This is a genomic window from Pseudomonas sp. IPO3774, from assembly GCF_013386835.1.
Lineage (GTDB): Bacteria > Pseudomonadota > Gammaproteobacteria > Pseudomonadales > Pseudomonadaceae > Aquipseudomonas.
Map to the genome: position 1 here is coordinate 61,203 of NZ_JACAQY010000013.1, position 17,295 is coordinate 78,497.

17 protein-coding genes are annotated in these 17,295 nt (G+C 60.7%); 5 read left to right on the forward strand and 12 right to left on the reverse strand.

Going from position 1 to position 17,295, the window contains the following annotated elements; all coding sequences use genetic code 11:
• Positions 1 to 18: 18 nt before the first annotated feature.
• The 3 genes from HYE77_RS06250 to HYE77_RS06260 form a co-directional block, all read right to left on the reverse strand.
• Positions 19 to 852: a thymidylate synthase gene (locus tag HYE77_RS06250; RefSeq protein WP_003213821.1), complete on the reverse strand. Its 834-nt coding sequence runs from the start codon at positions 850 to 852 to the stop codon at positions 19 to 21.
• Between the two features lie 51 nt (positions 853 to 903).
• Positions 904 to 1,716: a prolipoprotein diacylglyceryl transferase gene (gene lgt, locus HYE77_RS06255; protein WP_003213823.1), complete on the reverse strand. Its 813-nt coding sequence runs from the start codon at positions 1,714 to 1,716 to the stop codon at positions 904 to 906.
• A 66-nt stretch (positions 1,717 to 1,782) separates the two neighbouring features.
• Complete coding sequence (locus HYE77_RS06260) at positions 1,783 to 2,565, reverse strand: sulfite exporter TauE/SafE family protein (RefSeq protein WP_003213825.1); 783 nt, start codon at positions 2,563 to 2,565, stop codon at positions 1,783 to 1,785.
• A gap of 89 nt (positions 2,566 to 2,654) precedes the next feature.
• Between HYE77_RS06260 and HYE77_RS06265 the strand changes: the two genes are divergently transcribed.
• Complete coding sequence (locus HYE77_RS06265; RefSeq protein WP_003213826.1) at positions 2,655 to 3,401, forward strand: NRDE family protein; 747 nt, start codon at positions 2,655 to 2,657, stop codon at positions 3,399 to 3,401.
• A 137-nt stretch (positions 3,402 to 3,538) separates the two neighbouring features.
• Here HYE77_RS06265 and ptsP read toward each other — a convergent pair whose 3' ends face one another.
• Both ptsP and HYE77_RS06275 read right to left on the reverse strand, forming a co-directional pair.
• Positions 3,539 to 5,818 carry a phosphoenolpyruvate--protein phosphotransferase gene (ptsP, locus tag HYE77_RS06270; RefSeq protein WP_003213828.1) on the reverse strand — a complete coding sequence of 760 codons (2,280 nt, stop codon included), beginning with the start codon at positions 5,816 to 5,818 and terminating at the stop codon, positions 3,539 to 3,541.
• A 22-nt stretch (positions 5,819 to 5,840) separates the two neighbouring features.
• Complete coding sequence (locus HYE77_RS06275) at positions 5,841 to 6,320, reverse strand: RNA pyrophosphohydrolase (protein ID WP_003176750.1); 480 nt, start codon at positions 6,318 to 6,320, stop codon at positions 5,841 to 5,843.
• Between the two features lie 143 nt (positions 6,321 to 6,463).
• On the opposite strand from HYE77_RS06275, the gene HYE77_RS06280 reads away from it, so the two are divergent.
• Positions 6,464 to 7,120: an HAD family phosphatase gene (locus HYE77_RS06280; RefSeq protein WP_177068569.1), complete on the forward strand. Its 657-nt coding sequence runs from the start codon at positions 6,464 to 6,466 to the stop codon at positions 7,118 to 7,120.
• 112 nt (positions 7,121 to 7,232) lie between these two features.
• Here the strand turns inward: HYE77_RS06280 and HYE77_RS06285 are convergent, their stop codons facing one another.
• Both HYE77_RS06285 and ilvA read right to left on the reverse strand, forming a co-directional pair.
• Positions 7,233 to 7,646, reverse strand: a complete 414-nt coding sequence (locus HYE77_RS06285; RefSeq protein ID WP_102370118.1) for a DUF2269 family protein — start codon at positions 7,644 to 7,646, stop codon at positions 7,233 to 7,235.
• Positions 7,647 to 7,686: 40 nt separating this feature from the next.
• Positions 7,687 to 9,201: a threonine ammonia-lyase, biosynthetic gene (gene ilvA / locus HYE77_RS06290; RefSeq protein WP_003213834.1), complete on the reverse strand. Its 1,515-nt coding sequence runs from the start codon at positions 9,199 to 9,201 to the stop codon at positions 7,687 to 7,689.
• Between the two features lie 136 nt (positions 9,202 to 9,337).
• On the opposite strand from ilvA, the gene rpiA reads away from it, so the two are divergent.
• Positions 9,338 to 10,009 (forward strand): ribose-5-phosphate isomerase RpiA, encoded by a 672-nt coding sequence (rpiA, locus tag HYE77_RS06295; protein ID WP_008438935.1) that lies wholly within the window; start codon positions 9,338 to 9,340, stop codon positions 10,007 to 10,009.
• A 118-nt stretch (positions 10,010 to 10,127) separates the two neighbouring features.
• Here rpiA and HYE77_RS06300 read toward each other — a convergent pair whose 3' ends face one another.
• From HYE77_RS06300 to HYE77_RS06315, 4 genes are all read right to left on the reverse strand, one after another.
• Positions 10,128 to 11,042 (reverse strand): SdiA-regulated domain-containing protein, encoded by a 915-nt coding sequence (locus tag HYE77_RS06300; RefSeq protein WP_003213837.1) that lies wholly within the window; start codon positions 11,040 to 11,042, stop codon positions 10,128 to 10,130.
• 117 nt (positions 11,043 to 11,159) lie between these two features.
• The gene (locus HYE77_RS06305; protein WP_177068570.1) at positions 11,160 to 12,089 is read right to left on the reverse strand and encodes an SdiA-regulated domain-containing protein; all 930 of its coding nucleotides are present in this window, start codon (positions 12,087 to 12,089) and stop codon (positions 11,160 to 11,162) included.
• 246 nt (positions 12,090 to 12,335) lie between these two features.
• Positions 12,336 to 13,001: a fumarylacetoacetate hydrolase family protein gene (locus HYE77_RS06310; RefSeq protein ID WP_003213842.1), complete on the reverse strand. Its 666-nt coding sequence runs from the start codon at positions 12,999 to 13,001 to the stop codon at positions 12,336 to 12,338.
• 22 nt (positions 13,002 to 13,023) lie between these two features.
• The gene (locus tag HYE77_RS06315; protein WP_003213844.1) at positions 13,024 to 14,418 is read right to left on the reverse strand and encodes an FAD-binding oxidoreductase; all 1,395 of its coding nucleotides are present in this window, start codon (positions 14,416 to 14,418) and stop codon (positions 13,024 to 13,026) included.
• 204 nt (positions 14,419 to 14,622) lie between these two features.
• Here HYE77_RS06315 and serA point away from each other — a divergent pair, with 204 nt between their 5' ends.
• Complete coding sequence (serA, locus tag HYE77_RS06320) at positions 14,623 to 15,852, forward strand: phosphoglycerate dehydrogenase (RefSeq protein WP_003213846.1); 1,230 nt, start codon at positions 14,623 to 14,625, stop codon at positions 15,850 to 15,852.
• Positions 15,853 to 15,913: 61 nt separating this feature from the next.
• Here the strand turns inward: serA and HYE77_RS06325 are convergent, their stop codons facing one another.
• Positions 15,914 to 16,354, reverse strand: a complete 441-nt coding sequence (locus HYE77_RS06325) for a DUF4399 domain-containing protein (protein WP_003213848.1) — start codon at positions 16,352 to 16,354, stop codon at positions 15,914 to 15,916.
• A gap of 134 nt (positions 16,355 to 16,488) precedes the next feature.
• Here HYE77_RS06325 and HYE77_RS06330 point away from each other — a divergent pair, with 134 nt between their 5' ends.
• Positions 16,489 to 17,268 (forward strand): transporter substrate-binding domain-containing protein, encoded by a 780-nt coding sequence (locus HYE77_RS06330; protein ID WP_087693266.1) that lies wholly within the window; start codon positions 16,489 to 16,491, stop codon positions 17,266 to 17,268.
• Positions 17,269 to 17,295: the final 27 nt, after the last annotated feature.

The window sequence follows — 17,295 nt, forward strand, 5'->3', positions numbered from 1 at the left end:
TTTGGACCGAGATCGCTTTTAGATCGCTACATCGGCCTTGATGCTCGGATCAGCGTCATAGCCCACGATTTCAAAATCTTCGAATTTGTAATCGTAGATCGACGCGGGTTTGCGCTTGATCACCAGTTCCGGCAGCTTCTTCGGCGTGCGCGCCAGCTGGGTCTGGATCTGTTCCATATGGTTGCTGTAGGCATGGGTGTCGCCCGTTGTGACGATGATCTCGTGAGGGATCAGGTCGCACTGCTGGGCCAGCATATGGGTGAGCAACGCCAGGGCAGCGGTGTTGTACGGCAGGCCGAGGAATACATCTGAGCTGCGGATGTACAACTGCATCGACAGATGACCGTCATGCACAAAAGCCTGGTACAGCAGGTGGCAAGGTGGCAGCGCTTGCTTGCCGTCCCGGGCGTTCTGCTGCGGGCTTTTGGTCTCGTCCGGCAGGTACTCGACGTTCCAGCCGTGAAACAGGATGCGGCGGCTGTTGGGGTTGGTCTTCAGCGTCTCGACCATGTAGTCGATCTGGTTGATCTTGCCGCCGTCCTTGGTGGGCCAGGCGGTCCACTGCTCGCCGTACACCGGGCCCAGGTCGCCGTCTTCGGTGGCCCATTCGTCCCAGATACGCACGCCATTTTCGTTCAGCCACTTGATGTTGGTGTTGCCACTCAACATCCAGATCAATTCATTGGCGATGCTTTTGAAGTGAAGCTTCTTGGTGGTCAGCAGCGGGAAGCCGTCGGCCAAGCTATGCCGAAACTGACGGGCAAACACGGCCTTGGTGCCGGTGCCGGTGCGGTCGCCCTTGGTCAGGCCATTGGTCACGACATCGTTCAGTAGTTCGAGATATTGCTTCATGTGTATACCTGTATCGTTGAAGCCGGGACCCTCGGGCCCCGGCGTTCGAATTTAAAGCGCGGTGTTCTTGATGCCTTGCGGGCGATTGTAAGCCCACCACAGCAGGCCCAGGCCGGCGATGATCATCGGCAGGCTGAGAATCTGACCCATGGTCACCCAGCCCCACGCCAGGTAGCCCAGCTGCGCATCCGGCACCCGTACGAACTCGACGATAAAGCGGAAGATCCCGTAGAACAACGCGAACATCCCCGAAACGGCCATGGTTGGGCGTGGCTTGCGCGAGAAGATGTAGAGGATCAGGAACAGCGCCACGCCTTCCAGGGCGAACTGGTACAGCTGCGAGGGGTGGCGCGGCAATTGCGCCGGGTCGCTGAACGGCGGGAACACCATGGCCCACGGCACGTCAGTCGGCTTGCCCCACAGCTCGGCGTTGATGAAGTTACCGATGCGCCCGGCACCCAGGCCAATCGGCACGAACGGCGCGACGAAGTCCATCAGCTGGAAGAACGACTTACCGTTACGCCGGCCAAACCACCAGGCGGCGATCATCACCCCCACAAACCCGCCGTGGAACGCCATGCCGCCCTTCCACACCTCGAAGATCAGCGTCGGGTTGGCGATGTAGGCTGGCAGGTCGTAGAACAGCACATACCCCAGGCGTCCGCCGACGATGACCCCCATCGACATCCAGAACACCATGTCGGAGAGCTTCTCCTTGGTCCAGGTCGGGTCGAAACGGTTCAGGCGCCGGGAAGCCAGCAGCCAGGCACCGCCGATGCCGATCAGGTACATCAACCCGTACCAATGGATTTGCAGCGGACCGATGGCCACGGCCACCGGGTTGATCTGCGGGTAAGGCAGCATTGCGACTCCTCGTTAAATCAATAGTCATGGCGCATCGGACCATGCCGGTGCGCGATTAAGCCTGCGTTACAGCAAAAAATTCAGCCCTACGCAAAACAGCAGCCCGGCGAACAGCCGCTTGAGCAAGCGCGGCGACAACCGGTGCGCCAGGCGCGCGCCGAAACGGGCCGCCACCATGCTGGTCAGGGCGATGCCCAGCAGCGCCGGCAAGTACACAAAGCCGAGACTATGATCGGGCAGCAGCGGATCATGCCAGCCCAGAATCATGAAACTTAACGCACTGGCCAGGGCGATCGGCAAGCCGCAGGCCGACGAAGTGGCCACTGCCTGCTGCATCGGCACGCTGCGCCAGGTCAGGAACGGCACGGTCAACGAACCGCCGCCGGTGCCGAAAATCGCCGACGACCAGCCGATCACGCCGCCCGCCAGGGTCAGGCCGAGCTTGCCCGGCACCTGGCGGCTGGCCTTGGGCTTGAGCTCCAGGGTCATCTGCACGGCGATCACCAGGGCGAACACACCGATGATCTTCTGTAGATGCGGCCCGGAGATCGCCTCGGCGGTCAGCGCGCCAACGCCCGCGCCCAGCAGGATACCCACGGCCATCCATACGAAGATCGGCCAGCGCACGGCGCCGCGCCGATGATGCTCACGCACCGCATTCACCGACGTGAAGATAATAGACGCCAGGGACGTGCCGACAGCGAGGTGGGTCAGCACCGCGGGATCGAAGCCCTGCAAGGTGAAGCTGAACACCAGCACCGGCACAATAATGATGCCGCCGCCCACGCCGAACAGCCCGGCGAGCATGCCCGCGCAGGATCCCAGCAGCAAATACAGCAGAAATTCCATGGGAGCCCCCGAAAACAGACCGGCATGTTAACGGATGCAAAGCACAGGGTTCTATGGGTAGAGTGGGCAAAACACAAAGGGATCGCCTTATGTGCCTGATTGTTTTCGCCTGGCGGCCGGGCCACGCCCAGCCGCTGATCGTCGCGGCCAACCGTGATGAATTTTATGCCCGGCCCAGTTTGCCGTTGGCCCAGTGGCTGGATGCGCCCCATGTTTACGCGGGCAGGGACCAGGAAGCGGGCGGGACCTGGCTGGGAGTTGGCGCAGACGGGCGCTTTGCGGCGCTGACCAATATCCGTGACCCGCACCAGCCGCCGGCGCGCAAGTCGCGGGGTGAGTTGGTGGCGCGCTTTCTCAGCGGTTCGCTGTCGATTGACGACTATTTGGCCGACGTTAATGGCAGATCGATTGAATATGCGGGGTTTAACCTGCTGGTCGGGACGCGGGACGAGCTTTGGCATTACAACGCCAAGGAATCTGCGCCGACACCATTGGTGGCGGGGGTTTATGGGTTATCCAATGCAGGGCTGGATACGCCGTGGCCGAAGTTGTTGAAGGCCAAGGCGGCGCTGACAGAAGTGCTGGACGATCCGCAGCCTGAAGCCTTGCTGGGGATTTTGAGCGACCCGCAGACCGCGCCGTTTGCTGACTTGCCGGACACCGGCGTGGGCTTGGCGACGGAGAGTTTGCTGTCGAGTGTGTTTATTGCCAGTCCCAGTTACGGGACGCGGGCGAGTACGGCGTTGATTGTGAATGCCGACGGTACGCGGCATATCGTGGAGCGCAGTTTTGGGCCGTATGGTGGGCAGTTGGGTGAAGTTGAACTCAAAATCTGAACCTCACGCAAATCAAATGTGGGAGCGGGCTTGCTCGCGAAGGCGGCGTGTCAGCCAATACATAAGCTGACTGATGCACCGCTTTCGCGAGCAAGCCCGCTCCCACATTTCGATTGGGGGCAGGCTCTGAAATCCGGTTAGAGGCTCTTTGCAGACGCCGGGTTGATCATCCGCGCCAACCCAAGGTTCTTCAGCGCCAATTGCAGCGAGCTGTGGATAACTTGCGGGTTGTCGATAGTCATCAACTCCGCCAGCAGCTCCTTGGCCCGGCTCAGGTTGATCTGGCGCAGCATCCATTTCACCTTCGGCAAGTTGGTGGCGTTCATCGACAGGCTGTCAAAGCCCATCGCCATCAACAGCACAGCCGCCGCCGGGTCACCGGCCATCTCGCCGCAGATACTCACCTGCTTGCCTTCGGCATGGGCATCGCGCACCACGTTCTGCAAGGCTTGCAGCACCGCCGGGTGCAGGTAGTCGTAGAGGTCGGCCACCCGCGGGTTGTTGCGGTCCACGGCCAGCAGGTACTGGGTCAGGTCGTTGGAGCCCACCGACAGGAAGTCCACCTGCCGCGCCAGCTCCTTGGCCTGGTACACCGCCGCCGGAATCTCGATCATCACGCCAATCGGCGGCATCGGCACGTCGGCGCCTTCGTCGCGCACTTCGCCCCAGGCCCGGTGGATCAGGTGCAGGGCTTCTTCCAACTCGTGGGTGCCGGAGATCATCGGGAGCAGGATGCGCAGGTTGTTCAGGCCTTCGCTGGCCTTGAGCATCGCGCGGGTCTGGACGAGGAAGATTTCAGGATGGTCGAGGGTAACGCGAATACCGCGCCAGCCGAGGAAGGGGTTGTCTTCCTTGATGGGGAAATACGACAGTGACTTGTCGCCGCCAATGTCCAGGCTGCGCATGGTCACCGGTAACGGATGGAAGGCGGACAATTGCTCGCGATAAATCGCCAGCTGCTCCTTCTCACTCGGAAAACGCTGGTTGATCATGAACGGCACTTCGGTGCGGTACAGGCCCACCCCTTCGGCGCCGCGCTGTTGTGCACGTGCCACGTCCGCCAGCAGGCCGGTGTTGACCAGCAGCGGTACGCGGTGGCCGTCGAGGGTCACGCACGGCAGTTCCCGCAGGGCGTCGAGGCCCTGGGACAGCTGGCGTTCTTCTTCCACCACTTCGGCGTATTGCTTGCGCAGCACTTCGCTGGGGTTGGTGTAGACCTCGCCGTGGTAGCCGTCGACGATCATTTCGATGCCGTCGACCTTGGAATACGGCAGGTCCACCAGGCCCATCACCGTCGGGATGCCCATGGCCCGGGCCAGGATCGCGACGTGGGAGTTACCCGAACCCAATACCGAGACCAGGCCCACCAGTTTGCCTTCCGGCACTTCGCCGAGCATGGTGGCGGTCAGTTCTTCACTGATCAGGATGGTGTTGTCGGGGTACACCAACGTGGTCGAGCGCTCTTCCTGCAGGTAGGCCAGCAGACGGCGACCGAGGTCCTTCACGTCCGAGGCGCGCTCGCGCAGGTAGGCGTCGTCCATCAATTCAAAACGGTTGACGTGATCGGTGACCACCTGGCGCAGCGCGCCCTGGGCCCACTGGCCGGTCTTGATCACGTCCTTGACTTCGCTGCCCAGGGACGCGTCGTCGAGCATCATCAGGTACACGTCGAACAACGCCCGCTCTTCAGGCCGCAGCTGGGTGGCCAGCTTGGTCGAGAGGGTGCGCATGTCATTGCGCACGCCTTCGAGGGCGGTCTTGAACAGGATGATTTCAGCGTCGATGTCGGTGACGGTCTTGTCCGGCACCACGTCCAGGTCGGCGGGCGGCAGCATGACCACGGCGGTACCGACAGCAGCACCCGGCGAACCCGGCACGCCGACGAACTTGGCTTCCTGGATGCCCTTGCCCTGGCGTCCCAGGCCGCGAATCGAACCGGTGGCCTCGGCGTGGGCGATAACCCCGGCGAGCTGCGCGCTCATGGTCACAAGGAAGGCTTCTTCACCTTCGTCGAACTGGCGGCGTTCTTTCTGCTGGATGACCAACACGCCGACAACGCGGCGGTGGTGAATGATCGGCGCACCGAGGAACGAGGCGTAGCGCTCTTCACCGGTTTCGGCAAAGTAGCGATAACGCGGGTGATCGGCCGCGTTTTCGAGGTTCAGGGGTTCTTCACGCGTCCCCACCAGGCCCACCAGACCTTCATTGGGCGCCATGCTGACCTTGCCGATGGAGCGCTTGTTCAAGCCCTCGGTGGCCATCAGGACAAAACGGTTGGTCTCGGGGTCCAGCAGGTAAACCGAGCAGACCTGGCTGCCCATGGCTTCCTTGACGCGCAACACAATAATCCCCAACGCCGCCTTGAGATCCTTGGCGGAGTTAACTTCCTGGACGATCTTGCGCAGCGTATTGAGCATGGCTCGGGGTCGAACTCCGTCGTCAGTCGCGCGCTAAAAGGCGCGGGGCAAGCTCTTTAAGAGCGCGACGATAAACCTCGCGCTTGAATGTCACCACCTGGCCCAACGGATACCAATAACTGACCCAGCGCCAGCCATCGAACTCCGGTTTACCGGTCAAATCCATCCGCACCCGCTGCTCGTTGGAGATCAGGCGCAGGAGAAACCATTTCTGTTTCTGGCCGATGCACAGCGGTTGGCTGTGAGTACGCACCAGACGTTGCGGCAAACGATAGCGCAACCAGCCTCGGGTGCAGGCCAGAATTTGCACATCTTCACGTTCAAGGCCTACTTCTTCGTTCAACTCACGGTACAAGGCGTCTTCAGGGGTTTCGTCGGGGTTGATTCCGCCTTGAGGAAACTGCCAGGCATCTTGGTTGATACGGCGAGCCCATAGCACCTGTCCGGCATCATTCGTAAGAATAATCCCGACATTAGGACGGAAACCATCGGGGTCGATCACGGCAACAACCTCGCAAACGCATGTCACCGCATTGTTCCACAAAGATTGATACAGCGGCAACGAGGCTGCTTACCTTATGTGCACTCTTGTGAAAAGACCGTATTCTGGACGCCTTTTTACAGACTTTTCAGCGAGTAACTGCAATGCGCCTGGCTTTATTCGACTTGGACAACACGCTTTTGGGGGGTGACAGCGATCACGCCTGGGGCGATTACCTCTGTGAACGCGGGATTCTCGACGCGGTGGCCTACAAGGCCCGCAACGACGAGTTCTACCAGCACTACCTGGCCGGCAAGCTGGATAACGCCGAGTACCTGAACTTCTGCCTGGAAATCTTCGGCCGCACCGAGATGGCCCAGCTGGATGAATGGCATCGCGACTACATGCGCGACTGCATCGAGCCGATCGTGCTGCCCAAGGCAGTTGAGTTGCTGGCCAAGCACCGGGCGGCGGGCGACAAGCTGGTGATCATCACCGCGACCAACCGTTTTGTGACCGCGCCGATTGCCGAGCGACTGGGGGTTGAAACCCTGATTGCGACGGAATGCGAGATGCAGGATGGCCGCTACACCGGGCGCAGTACGGATATCCCGTGCTTTCGCGAGGGCAAGGTGACGCGCTTGAATCGCTGGCTGGAAGAGACCGGGTATAACCTGGAGGACAGCTACTTCTATAGCGATTCGATGAATGACCTGCCGCTGTTGGAGCAGGTGACGCATGCAGTGGCGGTGGATCCGGATCCGAATCTGCGGGCTGAGGCTGAGAAGCGTGGTTGGCCGGTGATTAGCCTGCGCGGCTGATAAAGCTTTCGCGAGCAAGCCCGCTCCCACATTTGCTCGAGTTCCACCTTTGGAATGCAGTCAAATGTGGGAGCGGGCTTGCTCGCGAATGGAGGCAACTCGGTCTCAAGCCTTAAACCGGCTTGGCCCCCATCAACCCGGCAATCGCCACAAACCCCACCAGGCTCACCACCGCCAGCGCCACGGTGAAGTTCAAACTCCCCGCCCCGCCCAGCCGCAGCCGATTAAGCCGCACCACCAGCCAGAACCAGCTCAGCGCCGCCACGGTGTAGATCACGCTGGAACCCAGGATCCAGGTTTGCCCCAGCGGCCAGCCGATCAGGTGCGCCAGCCACCAGCCGGTGAACGGCATGCTCACCACGCAAATGCCCATCAACAACCACACAAACACCCACGGCCGCTGCACGGTATAGGCCGGCCCCGCGCTGCGTTTGCGCCAGGCCAGCACTGCCAGGGCGAGGCCGCTGAGCAGCAGCAACACCGTGGCCGCGATGTGGATAACTTTAAGGGTGGTCAGCGTTTCCATGTTCTCGATTCCTTGAAGGCCGCCCAGTCAGCGTAGTCGCTCAACCGAGGAACAGCTGGTAGGCCGGGTTATCACTTTCATCCCAGTACGGGTAGCCAATGGCCTCCAGCGCCGCCGGCACCAGGTGACGCTCGTCCGCCGGTACTTGCAGGCCCGCCACCACGCGCCCATCGGCGGCGCCGTGGTTGCGATAGTGGAACATCGAGATGTTCCAGCGCCCGCCCAATTTGTTAAGGAAGTTGAACAGTGCCCCCGGACGTTCCGGGAATTCGAAGCGGAACACCACCTCGTCGCTGACGTGCGCCGCATGGCCACCGACCATATGGCGGATGTGCAGCTTGGCCAGTTCGTTTTCCGTCAGGTCCAGCACCGGAAAACCCTGGCTGGTGAGGCTGGCGATCAGCGCGCTGCGCGGGTCGTTTTCCGGGTGGGTCTGCACGCCGACAAAAATGTGCGCCTCGCGACCAGAGTGGTAGCGGTAGTTGAATTCGGTGATCTGGCGCTTGCCCACGGCCTCGCAGAAGGCCTTGAAGCTGCCCGGCTTCTCGGGGATGGTCACGGCGATGATGGCTTCGCGGCCTTCACCCAGCTCGGCGCGCTCGGCCACATGGCGCAGGCGGTCGAAGTTGACGTTGGCCCCGGAATCGATGGCCACCAGGGTTTGCCCGGTGATGCCACGGGTCTCGACGTACTTCTTGATGCCCGCCACGCCCAGGGCGCCAGCCGGCTCCGTGATGGAGCGGGTGTCGTCGTAGATGTCCTTGATCGCCGCGCAGATTTCATCGGTGCTGACGGTGATCACTTCATCCACGTAGTCCTTGCAGATGTCGAAGGTGTGCTGGCCGATCTGCGCCACTGCCACGCCGTCGGCGAAGATGCCCACGGTCGGCAATACCACGCGCTCGCCCGCCGCCATGGCGGCTTGCAGGCAGTTGGAGTCGTCCGGCTCGACGCCGATGATCTTGATTTCGGGCCGCAGGTATTTCACGTAGGCCGCGATACCGGCAATCAGGCCGCCGCCGCCCACCGGGACGAAAATCGCGTCCAGCGGCCCCGGGTGCTGGCGCAGGATCTCCATCGCCACGGTGCCCTGCCCGGCAATGGTGTGCGGATCATCGTAGGGGTGAATGTAGACGTAGCCTTTTTCGTCGACCAGCTTCAGCGAATACGCCAGGGCTTCCGGGAAAGAATCCCCGTGCAGCACCACTTTGCCGCCACGGGAACGCACGCCTTCGACCTTGATCTCGGGGGTGGTCTTGGGCATCACGATGGTGGCCTTGACCCCCAGCACCTTGGCCGCCAGGGCCAGGCCCTGGGCATGGTTGCCCGCCGAAGCGGTGACTACGCCGCGCGCACGTTCTTCGGCGCTCAGTTGGGTCAGCTTGTTGTAGGCACCGCGAATCTTGAACGAGAACACCGGCTGCAAGTCTTCGCGCTTGAGCCAGACCTTGTTGCCCAGCCGCTCGGAGAGCTGGCGGGCGGTCTGCAGCGGGGTTTCTACGGCAACGTCGTAAACGCGCGAGGTGAGGATCTTTTTGACGTACTGTTCAAGCATCGGAAAGCATCACTGGGCGGGTTGGGCAGGGCCAAGGAGTCTAACCCAGCGTTTGGCCGGGCGACCACACGAAAACCGAGGTTTTGTTGGGTTATACTCGCGCCCCTCTTTACTCCCCGCCCGTTCCGGAGCCCGCATGACCCAGGATCAACTCAAACAGGCAGTGGCCCAGGCCGCCGTCGATTTAATCCTTCCTAAACTCGACGATAAAAGCATCGTCGGTGTCGGCACCGGTTCCACCGCCAATTGCTTTATCGATGCGCTGGCCCTGCACAAGGGCGCGTTCGACGGCGCGGTTGCCAGCTCCGAAGCCACCGCTGCGCGGCTCAAGGGCCACGGTATTCCGGTGTACGAGCTGAACACCGTCAGCGACCTGGAGTTCTACGTCGACGGCGCCGATGAAAGCGACGCACACCTGAACCTGATCAAGGGCGGCGGCGCAGCCCTGACCCGCGAGAAGATCGTTGCGGCCGTGGCCAAGACCTTCATCTGCATTGCCGACGCCAGCAAACTGGTGCCGGTACTCGGCGCGTTCCCGCTGCCGGTGGAAGTGATCCCGATGGCCCGCAGCCACGTGGCCCGCGAACTGGTGAAACTGGGCGGCGACCCGGTGTACCGCGAAGGCGTGCTGACCGACAACGGCAACATCATCATCGACGTGTTCAACATGCAGATCACCAACCCGGTGGAACTGGAGCGCCAGATCAACGCGATCGTCGGCGTCGTCACCAACGGTTTGTTTGCGGCCCGTCCGGCTGACGTACTGCTGCTGGGCACCCCGGAAGGCGTAAAAACGCTTAAGGCGTAATGCAAAACCCGTGTGGGAGCGGGCTTGCTCGCGAATGCGCAGTGTCAGTCACTGAATATGGCGCCTGATACACCGCATTCGCGAGCAAGCCCGCTCCCACATTTGTTCTGCACATGACTCAAGACTTGGTTTTTTTGAATACATAGAAAAGATTGGGCTCACTGACCATGTACAACGTGCCGTCGTTGTCCATGGCGATCCCCTCGGCCTGAGGCACGCGCTGCTTCAGGCCATGGCGCCCCTTGAGCAGCGACAGGCTGCTCAGGGGGCGACCGTCGATATCCAGTTCCAGCACCAAAAATGACTCATCCGACAGCGCCAGCAGATGACCGCTACGCTCGTCGTATTGCAGGCTCGACAGGTCGCGCACAAACAACCCGGCATCGCGCTTGGGGTTGTTGATCACGTGCACCGAGTAGGTTTTTTCCGGTTTGAAATGCGGAAAGCCGTGGACCTCGTAGATCAGCATCGGGTCGCGTTCCTTGGCCACAAACAGGCGCTTGCCCACCGAGTCATAGGCCAGGCCTTCGAAGCCCTTGTTGCCGCCCAGGTGCACGCCGAGGGTCATTTGCTCGGCGTCGGCGGCATCGAGGAATTGGGTGTCGTCATCCACGTGGACCTTGATCAGCCGCTGCTGGCGTTCGTCGCTGATCACGTAGGTGTTGTCGCTGATGTACTCCACGGCCTCGGCATCGCCAAACCCCACCAGCGCAATGCGCCGCAGGATTTTGCCGTCCAGGGACAGTTCGACCAGCTCAGCGTTCTTGTTGGTCACGGTAAACAGGCTGTTGCGCACCGGATCAAAGGTCAGTGCCGAGACATCGTCGTTGAGGCCGTCGATCACCTGCGCCTCCAGGGCCACCCGGTAATCCCCAAGGCCAATGGAGTGCTCCCCGGCGGGATTGCGCCAGGATTGCCAGTTGAACCAGGCACGCTCAAACAGGCGCAATTGCTGGGCAACCACACCGCACGCCACCAGGGCGATCAGGATCAGGATAAAAAAAGCAGGTTTGGGGCGGGCAAGTCGACGCATCGGGCGGGGCTCAGAGTAAAAACTGGCGAATGAATATCACGGTCGCCTGAATTTAAACTTAAACGCCCCGGGTGTCTGGCGGATGCCGCAGATAGAGAGAAATCTGACGTAATCGAACTACTGCGCCTGCTTCTCGAAGCGATAGAACAGGTTCGGCTCGCTGACCATATACAGCGTGCCGTTCTCGTCCATGGTCACGCCTTCGGCACGCGGGATGGTGCTCTTCAAGCCATTGAAGCCACCCAGCAAGGTCATGAAGCTGACCTGCTCGCCCTTCTCGTCCAGTTCCAGCAACAGATGGGAGTCCGCCGACAGCGCCAGCAGGTGGCCGGTACGCGGGTCGACGGTCAGCGCCGACAGGTTGCGCATGTCCAGTTCAGTGCTGGCGAGCTTTTGCTTGGCGCCGGAGAGGGTCTGGCTGCCGTCGCTTTTCCAGGTGAACAGGGCCGGTGGGCGCTCTTCGCCGAGGATCAGCTGTTGGTTGCGCTTGTCCCAGGTCACCGCCTCAAAGGCTTTGTTCTGGTCCTTGGACGGGCCCAGGTCATAGGACGGGAAGTCGGCTTTGTTCAACTGCTGGGTCTGCGGGTCGACCTTGACGATGGTCAGGCTGTGCTGGCGCTCATCGACCACGGCCATCAGGCCGTTTTCCATCATGGTCACGCCCTCCGGGTTGTTCCAGCCGTTGAGCGGCATCTTGCGCAGCACGTCGCCTTGCAGGGTCAGTTCAACCAGGAACGGGTTCTTGCCCATCACCGAGAACAGGGTCTTGGTCAGCGGGTTGTAGGTGAGGTCCGAGGCTTCGTCCTTCTCCATGCCGGGCAGCAGCTTGGCGTCGATCACCGCGTGGTAGTCGGGGAGCCAGACGCTTTCCAGGCGCTCGGCCGGGGTTTCGAAACCCTCCGCCAGCCACAACACACCGCGGTCGTCCCAGTGCATCGCCCAGGCCACGCCGTAAATGATCGCGCCGGCGAGGAACAGCCAGGAATACCAGCGCATGGCAAGGCGTGAACGAAACGTGGGTTTTACGGATGGGAGAGGCACGGCCATTACGCTTTCCAGAAAGTCAGCTTTAGGGGATAGCACAGGATCAAAAGGTCCGCGCGCAGGAGGCTGAGGATTATCCGGATGGGGTGTGAAAAAAATGCAAAAACCCGATTGGGTGGCAGTACACAGATCAAATGTGGGAGCGGGCTTGCTCGCGAATGCGGAGTATCAGTCACTGAATCTGTCACTGATACACCGCTTTCGCGAGCAAGCCCGCTCCCACATTTTTGACCGCGTTTCGCCAGGTATTCAGCGAACGCTGCTTTCGAAGCGGCTCACACCCGGCAATTCCAGCACCAGCTCGTCACCCACATTCAGCGGGCCCACGCCTGCCGGCGTACCGGTGAGGATCACATCCCCGGCCTGCAACGAGAAGCAGCCGGCCATGTACTGGATCATCGGGATGATCGGGTTGAGCATGATCGCGCTGTTGCCGTCCTGGCGCACTTCGCCGTTGATGGTCAGGCGGATGCCGATATCCGTCACATCCGGGAAAGTGCTGCCGACCACGAACGGGGCAATCACCGCCGCACCGTCAAACGACTTGGCGATTTCCCACGGCAGGCCCTTGGCTTTCAGCTCGGCCTGTTTGTCCCGCAGGGTCAGGTCCAGGGCCGGGGCGAAGCCGGAGATGGCGTCCAGCACTTCCTCGCGGCTCGGTTTGGCCGACAACGGCTTGCCGATCAACACCGCGATTTCCGCTTCGTAATGCACCGAACCGCGCTCGGTAGGGATGGCAAAACCGCCTTCCAGTGCCACTACGCAACTGCCGGGCTTGATAAACAGCAGCGGCTCGGTCGGTACCGGGTTATCCAGTTCCTTGGCGTGTTCGGCGTAGTTACGCCCGATGCACACCACCTTCCCCAGGGGAAAGTGAATATTGGTGCCGTCGACATACTTGTGCTGGTAGCTCATGGACCGACTCCTTCAGGGACTGTTAAACAGCGAAAATCTTGCCCGGGTTCATGATCCCGTTCGGGTCGAACACCGCTTTCACTGCCTTCATGTATTCAATTTCAACCGGCGAGCGGCTGTAGGTCAGGTAATCGCGCTTGGTCATGCCCACGCCGTGTTCGGCGGAGATCGAGCCGTTATATTTCTGTACGGTCTCGAACACCCACTTGTTGACGGTGGCGCACTTGGCGAAGAACTCGTCCTTGCTCAGGTTTTCCGGCTTGAGGATGTTCAGGTGCAGGTTGCCGTCGCCGATGTGGCCGAACCAGACGATTTCGAAGTCCGGGTAGTGTTCGCCGACAATCGCGTCGATTTCCTTGAGGAAGGCCGGTACTTTCGACACAGTCACCGAAATGTCGTTCTTGTACGGCGTCCAGTGGGAGATGGTCTCGGAGATGTACTCGCGCAGCTTCCACAGGTTGTGCAGTTGGGTTTCGCTCTGGCTCATCACGCCGTCCAGCACCCAGCCCTGCTCGACGCAGTGTTCGAACGTGGCCAGGGCATCGTTGGCCACTTCTTCGGTGGTCGCTTCAAATTCCAGCAGCGCGTAGAACGGGCAGTCGGACTCGAACGGCGCCGGCACGTCGCCGCGACCGAGGACTTTGGCCAGGGCCTTGTCGGAAAAGAATTCGAAGGCGGTCAGGTCCAGCTTGCTCTGGAAGGCGTGCAACACCGGCATGATCGAGTCGAAATCGGTGGTGCCGAGCACCATGGCGGTGAGGTTTTTCGGCGCCCGGTCCAGGCGCATGGTCGCTTCGACCACAAAGCCCAGGGTGCCTTCAGCGCCGATGAACAGCTGGCGCATGTCGTAGCCGGTGGCGTTCTTGATCAGGTCTTTGTTCAACTCCAGCAGGTCGCCCTTGCCGGTGACGACTTTCATACCGGCGACCCAGTTACGGGTCATGCCGTAGCGAATGACCTTGATCCCGCCGGCATTGGTGCCGATATTGCCGCCAATCTGGCTGGAACCCGACGAGGCGAAATCCACCGGGTAGTACAGGCCTTTTTCTTCGGCGACGTTCTGCAATTGCTTGGTGACCACACCCGGCTGGCACACGGCGGTGCGGTCGGTGAGGTTCACGTCGAGAATCTGGTTCATATAGTCGAACGACACAACCACTTCGCCATTCGCAGCGACGGCAGCGGCCGACAGGCCGGTACGGCCACCGGACGGCACCAGCGCGACCTTGTGCTCATTGGCCCAACGGACGATGGCCTGCACCTGCTCGGTGGTCTTCGGGAAGACGATGGCCACCGGGGCCGGCGCGAAATGCTTGGTCCAGTCCTTGCCATAAGCCTCAAGGGAGTCAGCATCGGTCAGGACCTTGCCAGGCTCAACCAGGGTCTTCAGCTCATCAATCAGGGCAGGATGGGTCATCGACAGAACTCTCGAACAATTCATGGTCATCCTGAGAACGCTTCACGTCGCAGGAATGGGTGTTTAGCGGGGCACGTATGCTAGCATACCGCCCCCGCAGGATAGTGCCCAAGGGCGTTCTGCGGTGACGGCTTTCCTGCCGTCCGGGTCAGCTTACGTGATCCGATTCCCTGCCATTTTTCTCCGGGATACAGGTTTACGCAGATGAGCAAGACTTCTCTCGATAAGAGCAAGATCAAGTTCCTTCTTCTGGAAGGCGTCCACCCATCGGCCGTCGAAGTCCTGAAGGCCGCCGGGTACACCAGCATTGAGTACATCACCAGTTCTCTGCCGGAAGCCCAGCTCAAGGAAAAGATCGCCGACGCGCACTTTATCGGCATTCGCTCCCGCACTCAGCTGACCGAAGAGATCTTCGATCACGCCAAGAAGTTGGTAGCTGTCGGCTGTTTCTGCATCGGCACCAACCAGGTCGACCTCAACGCAGCGCGCGAGCGCGGCATCGCGGTGTTCAACGCACCGTACTCCAACACCCGCTCCGTTGCTGAGCTGGTATTGGCCGAGGCGATCCTGTTGCTGCGCGGTATTCCCGAGAAGAACGCTTCCTGCCACCGTGGCGGCTGGATCAAGAGCGCAGCCAACTCCTTCGAAATCCGCGGCAAGAAGCTGGGTATCGTCGGTTACGGTTCGATCGGTACTCAACTGTCGGTATTGGCCGAAGGCCTGGGCATGCAGGTGTTCTTCTACGACACCCTGACCAAGCTGCCATTGGGTAACGCCACTCAGGTGTCGAGCCTGACCGAGCTGCTGGGCATGTCCGACATCGTGACCCTGCACGTACCGGAAACCGCTGAGACCCAGTGGATGATCGGCGAGAAGGAAATCCGCGCCATCAAGAAGGGCGGGATCCTGATCAACGCTGCACGCGGCACCGTGGTCGAGCTGGACGCCCTGGCCGACGCGATCAAGGACAAGCACCTGATCGGCGCCGCCATCGACGTGTTCCCGGTAGAGCCGCGCTCTAACGACGACATCTTCGAAAGCCCGCTGCGTGGCCTGGACAACGTGATCCTGACCCCGCACATCGGCGGTTCCACCGCTGAAGCCCAAGCCAACATCGGCCTGGAAGTGTCGGAGAAACTGGTCAAGTACAGCGACAACGGTACGTCGGTGTCCTCGGTCAACTTCCCGGAAGTGGCTCTGCCGGCGCACCCTGGCAAGCACCGTCTGCTGCACATCCACCAGAACATCCCTGGCGTGATGATGGAGATCAACAAGGTCTTCGCGGAAAACGGCATCAACATTTCCGGTCAGTTCCTGCAGACCAACGAGAAAGTCGGCTACGTGGTTATCGACGTAGACGCCGAGTATTCGGACCTGGCGCAAGAGAAGCTGCAGCACATCAACGGCACTATCCGTAGCCGCGTGTTGTTCTAATCGCTAAACGCGCATAAAAAAGGGAGACCCTCGGGTCTCCCTTTTTTTGTCTGAACAAATCTTACTTGACGTTAACCGTGATGACTTTCGAGGCTACAGTCGGGTTGAACTGCATGTGCAGTTTGTCGCCGGCTACCAGTTGCAGCGTGTGCTTGCCTGGGGTGAGGGTCAGCTCGGTTTCGGTCTGTGCCTTGCCGTAGTGGATCACGGTATCGGTGGCCGGGATCGGCACGCTGGCATCCGGCAATTCTTTCTGGTCGATCAGCAGGTGGTGGTGGCCGGTGCCCGGGTCCTGGCTGGTGGCCGGGGCCAGTTTCAGGCCTTCCATGCCGAATTTCACGGTGAAGGTTTTATCGACGGTGGCGCCATCTTTGGGCGACACGATGAACACTTTGGCACCTTCTGGTGGAGCGCTGCGCGGGATGCCATCAGCAGCGGTCGCCAGCATCGAAGCGCCCAGCAATAGGCTGGCCAGGGTTGCACGGGTCAAAAAGGCTTTCATTCACTTCTCCAGTTTTTCCGGGAAATCTGTAGGGTTATGACAACTTCGCGACAAATTGCTGTCCAAGGCATTCAACACCATAGCAAAGCGAGCCTGAACAACGCTTCGCTCATTCGAATTCTTTAGGAGCGACCATGCGTTTCCTGCCTGGCCTGTTACTTTTACTGCCCCTTGCAAGTCCCTTGGCCCATGCCGAACTGATCGACGATGTATTTGACCGCGGGGAACTGCGCATCGCAATGGAAGCCAACACCCCGCCCTTCAACTTCAAGGAAGGCGACAAACTCACCGGTTTTGAAGTGGAGCTGGGTGAGTTGCTGGCCAAGGAAATGGACGTACGCCCCTCCTTTATCACTGTCGATGCCGCCGAGTTGCTGCCCGGCGTGGAAAGCGCCAAGTACGACGTGGCCATCAACCATATCGCTATGACTCCTGAACTGGCGGATCGTTTCGACTTCAGCGAGCCCTACAGCTACTCCAGCGCACAGCTGATCGTGCGCAAGCAGGAACAGCGCCCGTTGGGCAGCTTTGCGGCGCTCAAGGGCAAGGCGTTGGGCGTGGCCCAGGGCAGCCAGTTTGTGGAGCAGGCGCGCACCGCCGAGGGCGTTGATTTGCGCAGCTATGCCGATGCCAGGCAGCCGATCAAGGACGTTGCCGATCAACAGATCGATGCCGCCATCAGTGATCGGCTGCTGATTCCCTACGCGATTCGCGACAGCCAGCTGCCGGTGAAGGAAGGCGCAGACGTCGGCCCGACGCTGAGCCTGGCGATTCCGTTCCAGAAGGGTAACCCGGCGTTCAAGGCCAGCCTGGACAAGGCTCTGCAACGGATTAAGGCCGATGGCCGGCTGACGGCGTTGTCGGAGAAGTGGTTCGGGATGGATGCGAGCAAACCGGTGAAAAAGGCCGAATAAACGACTCGGTCAATGTGGGAGCGGGCT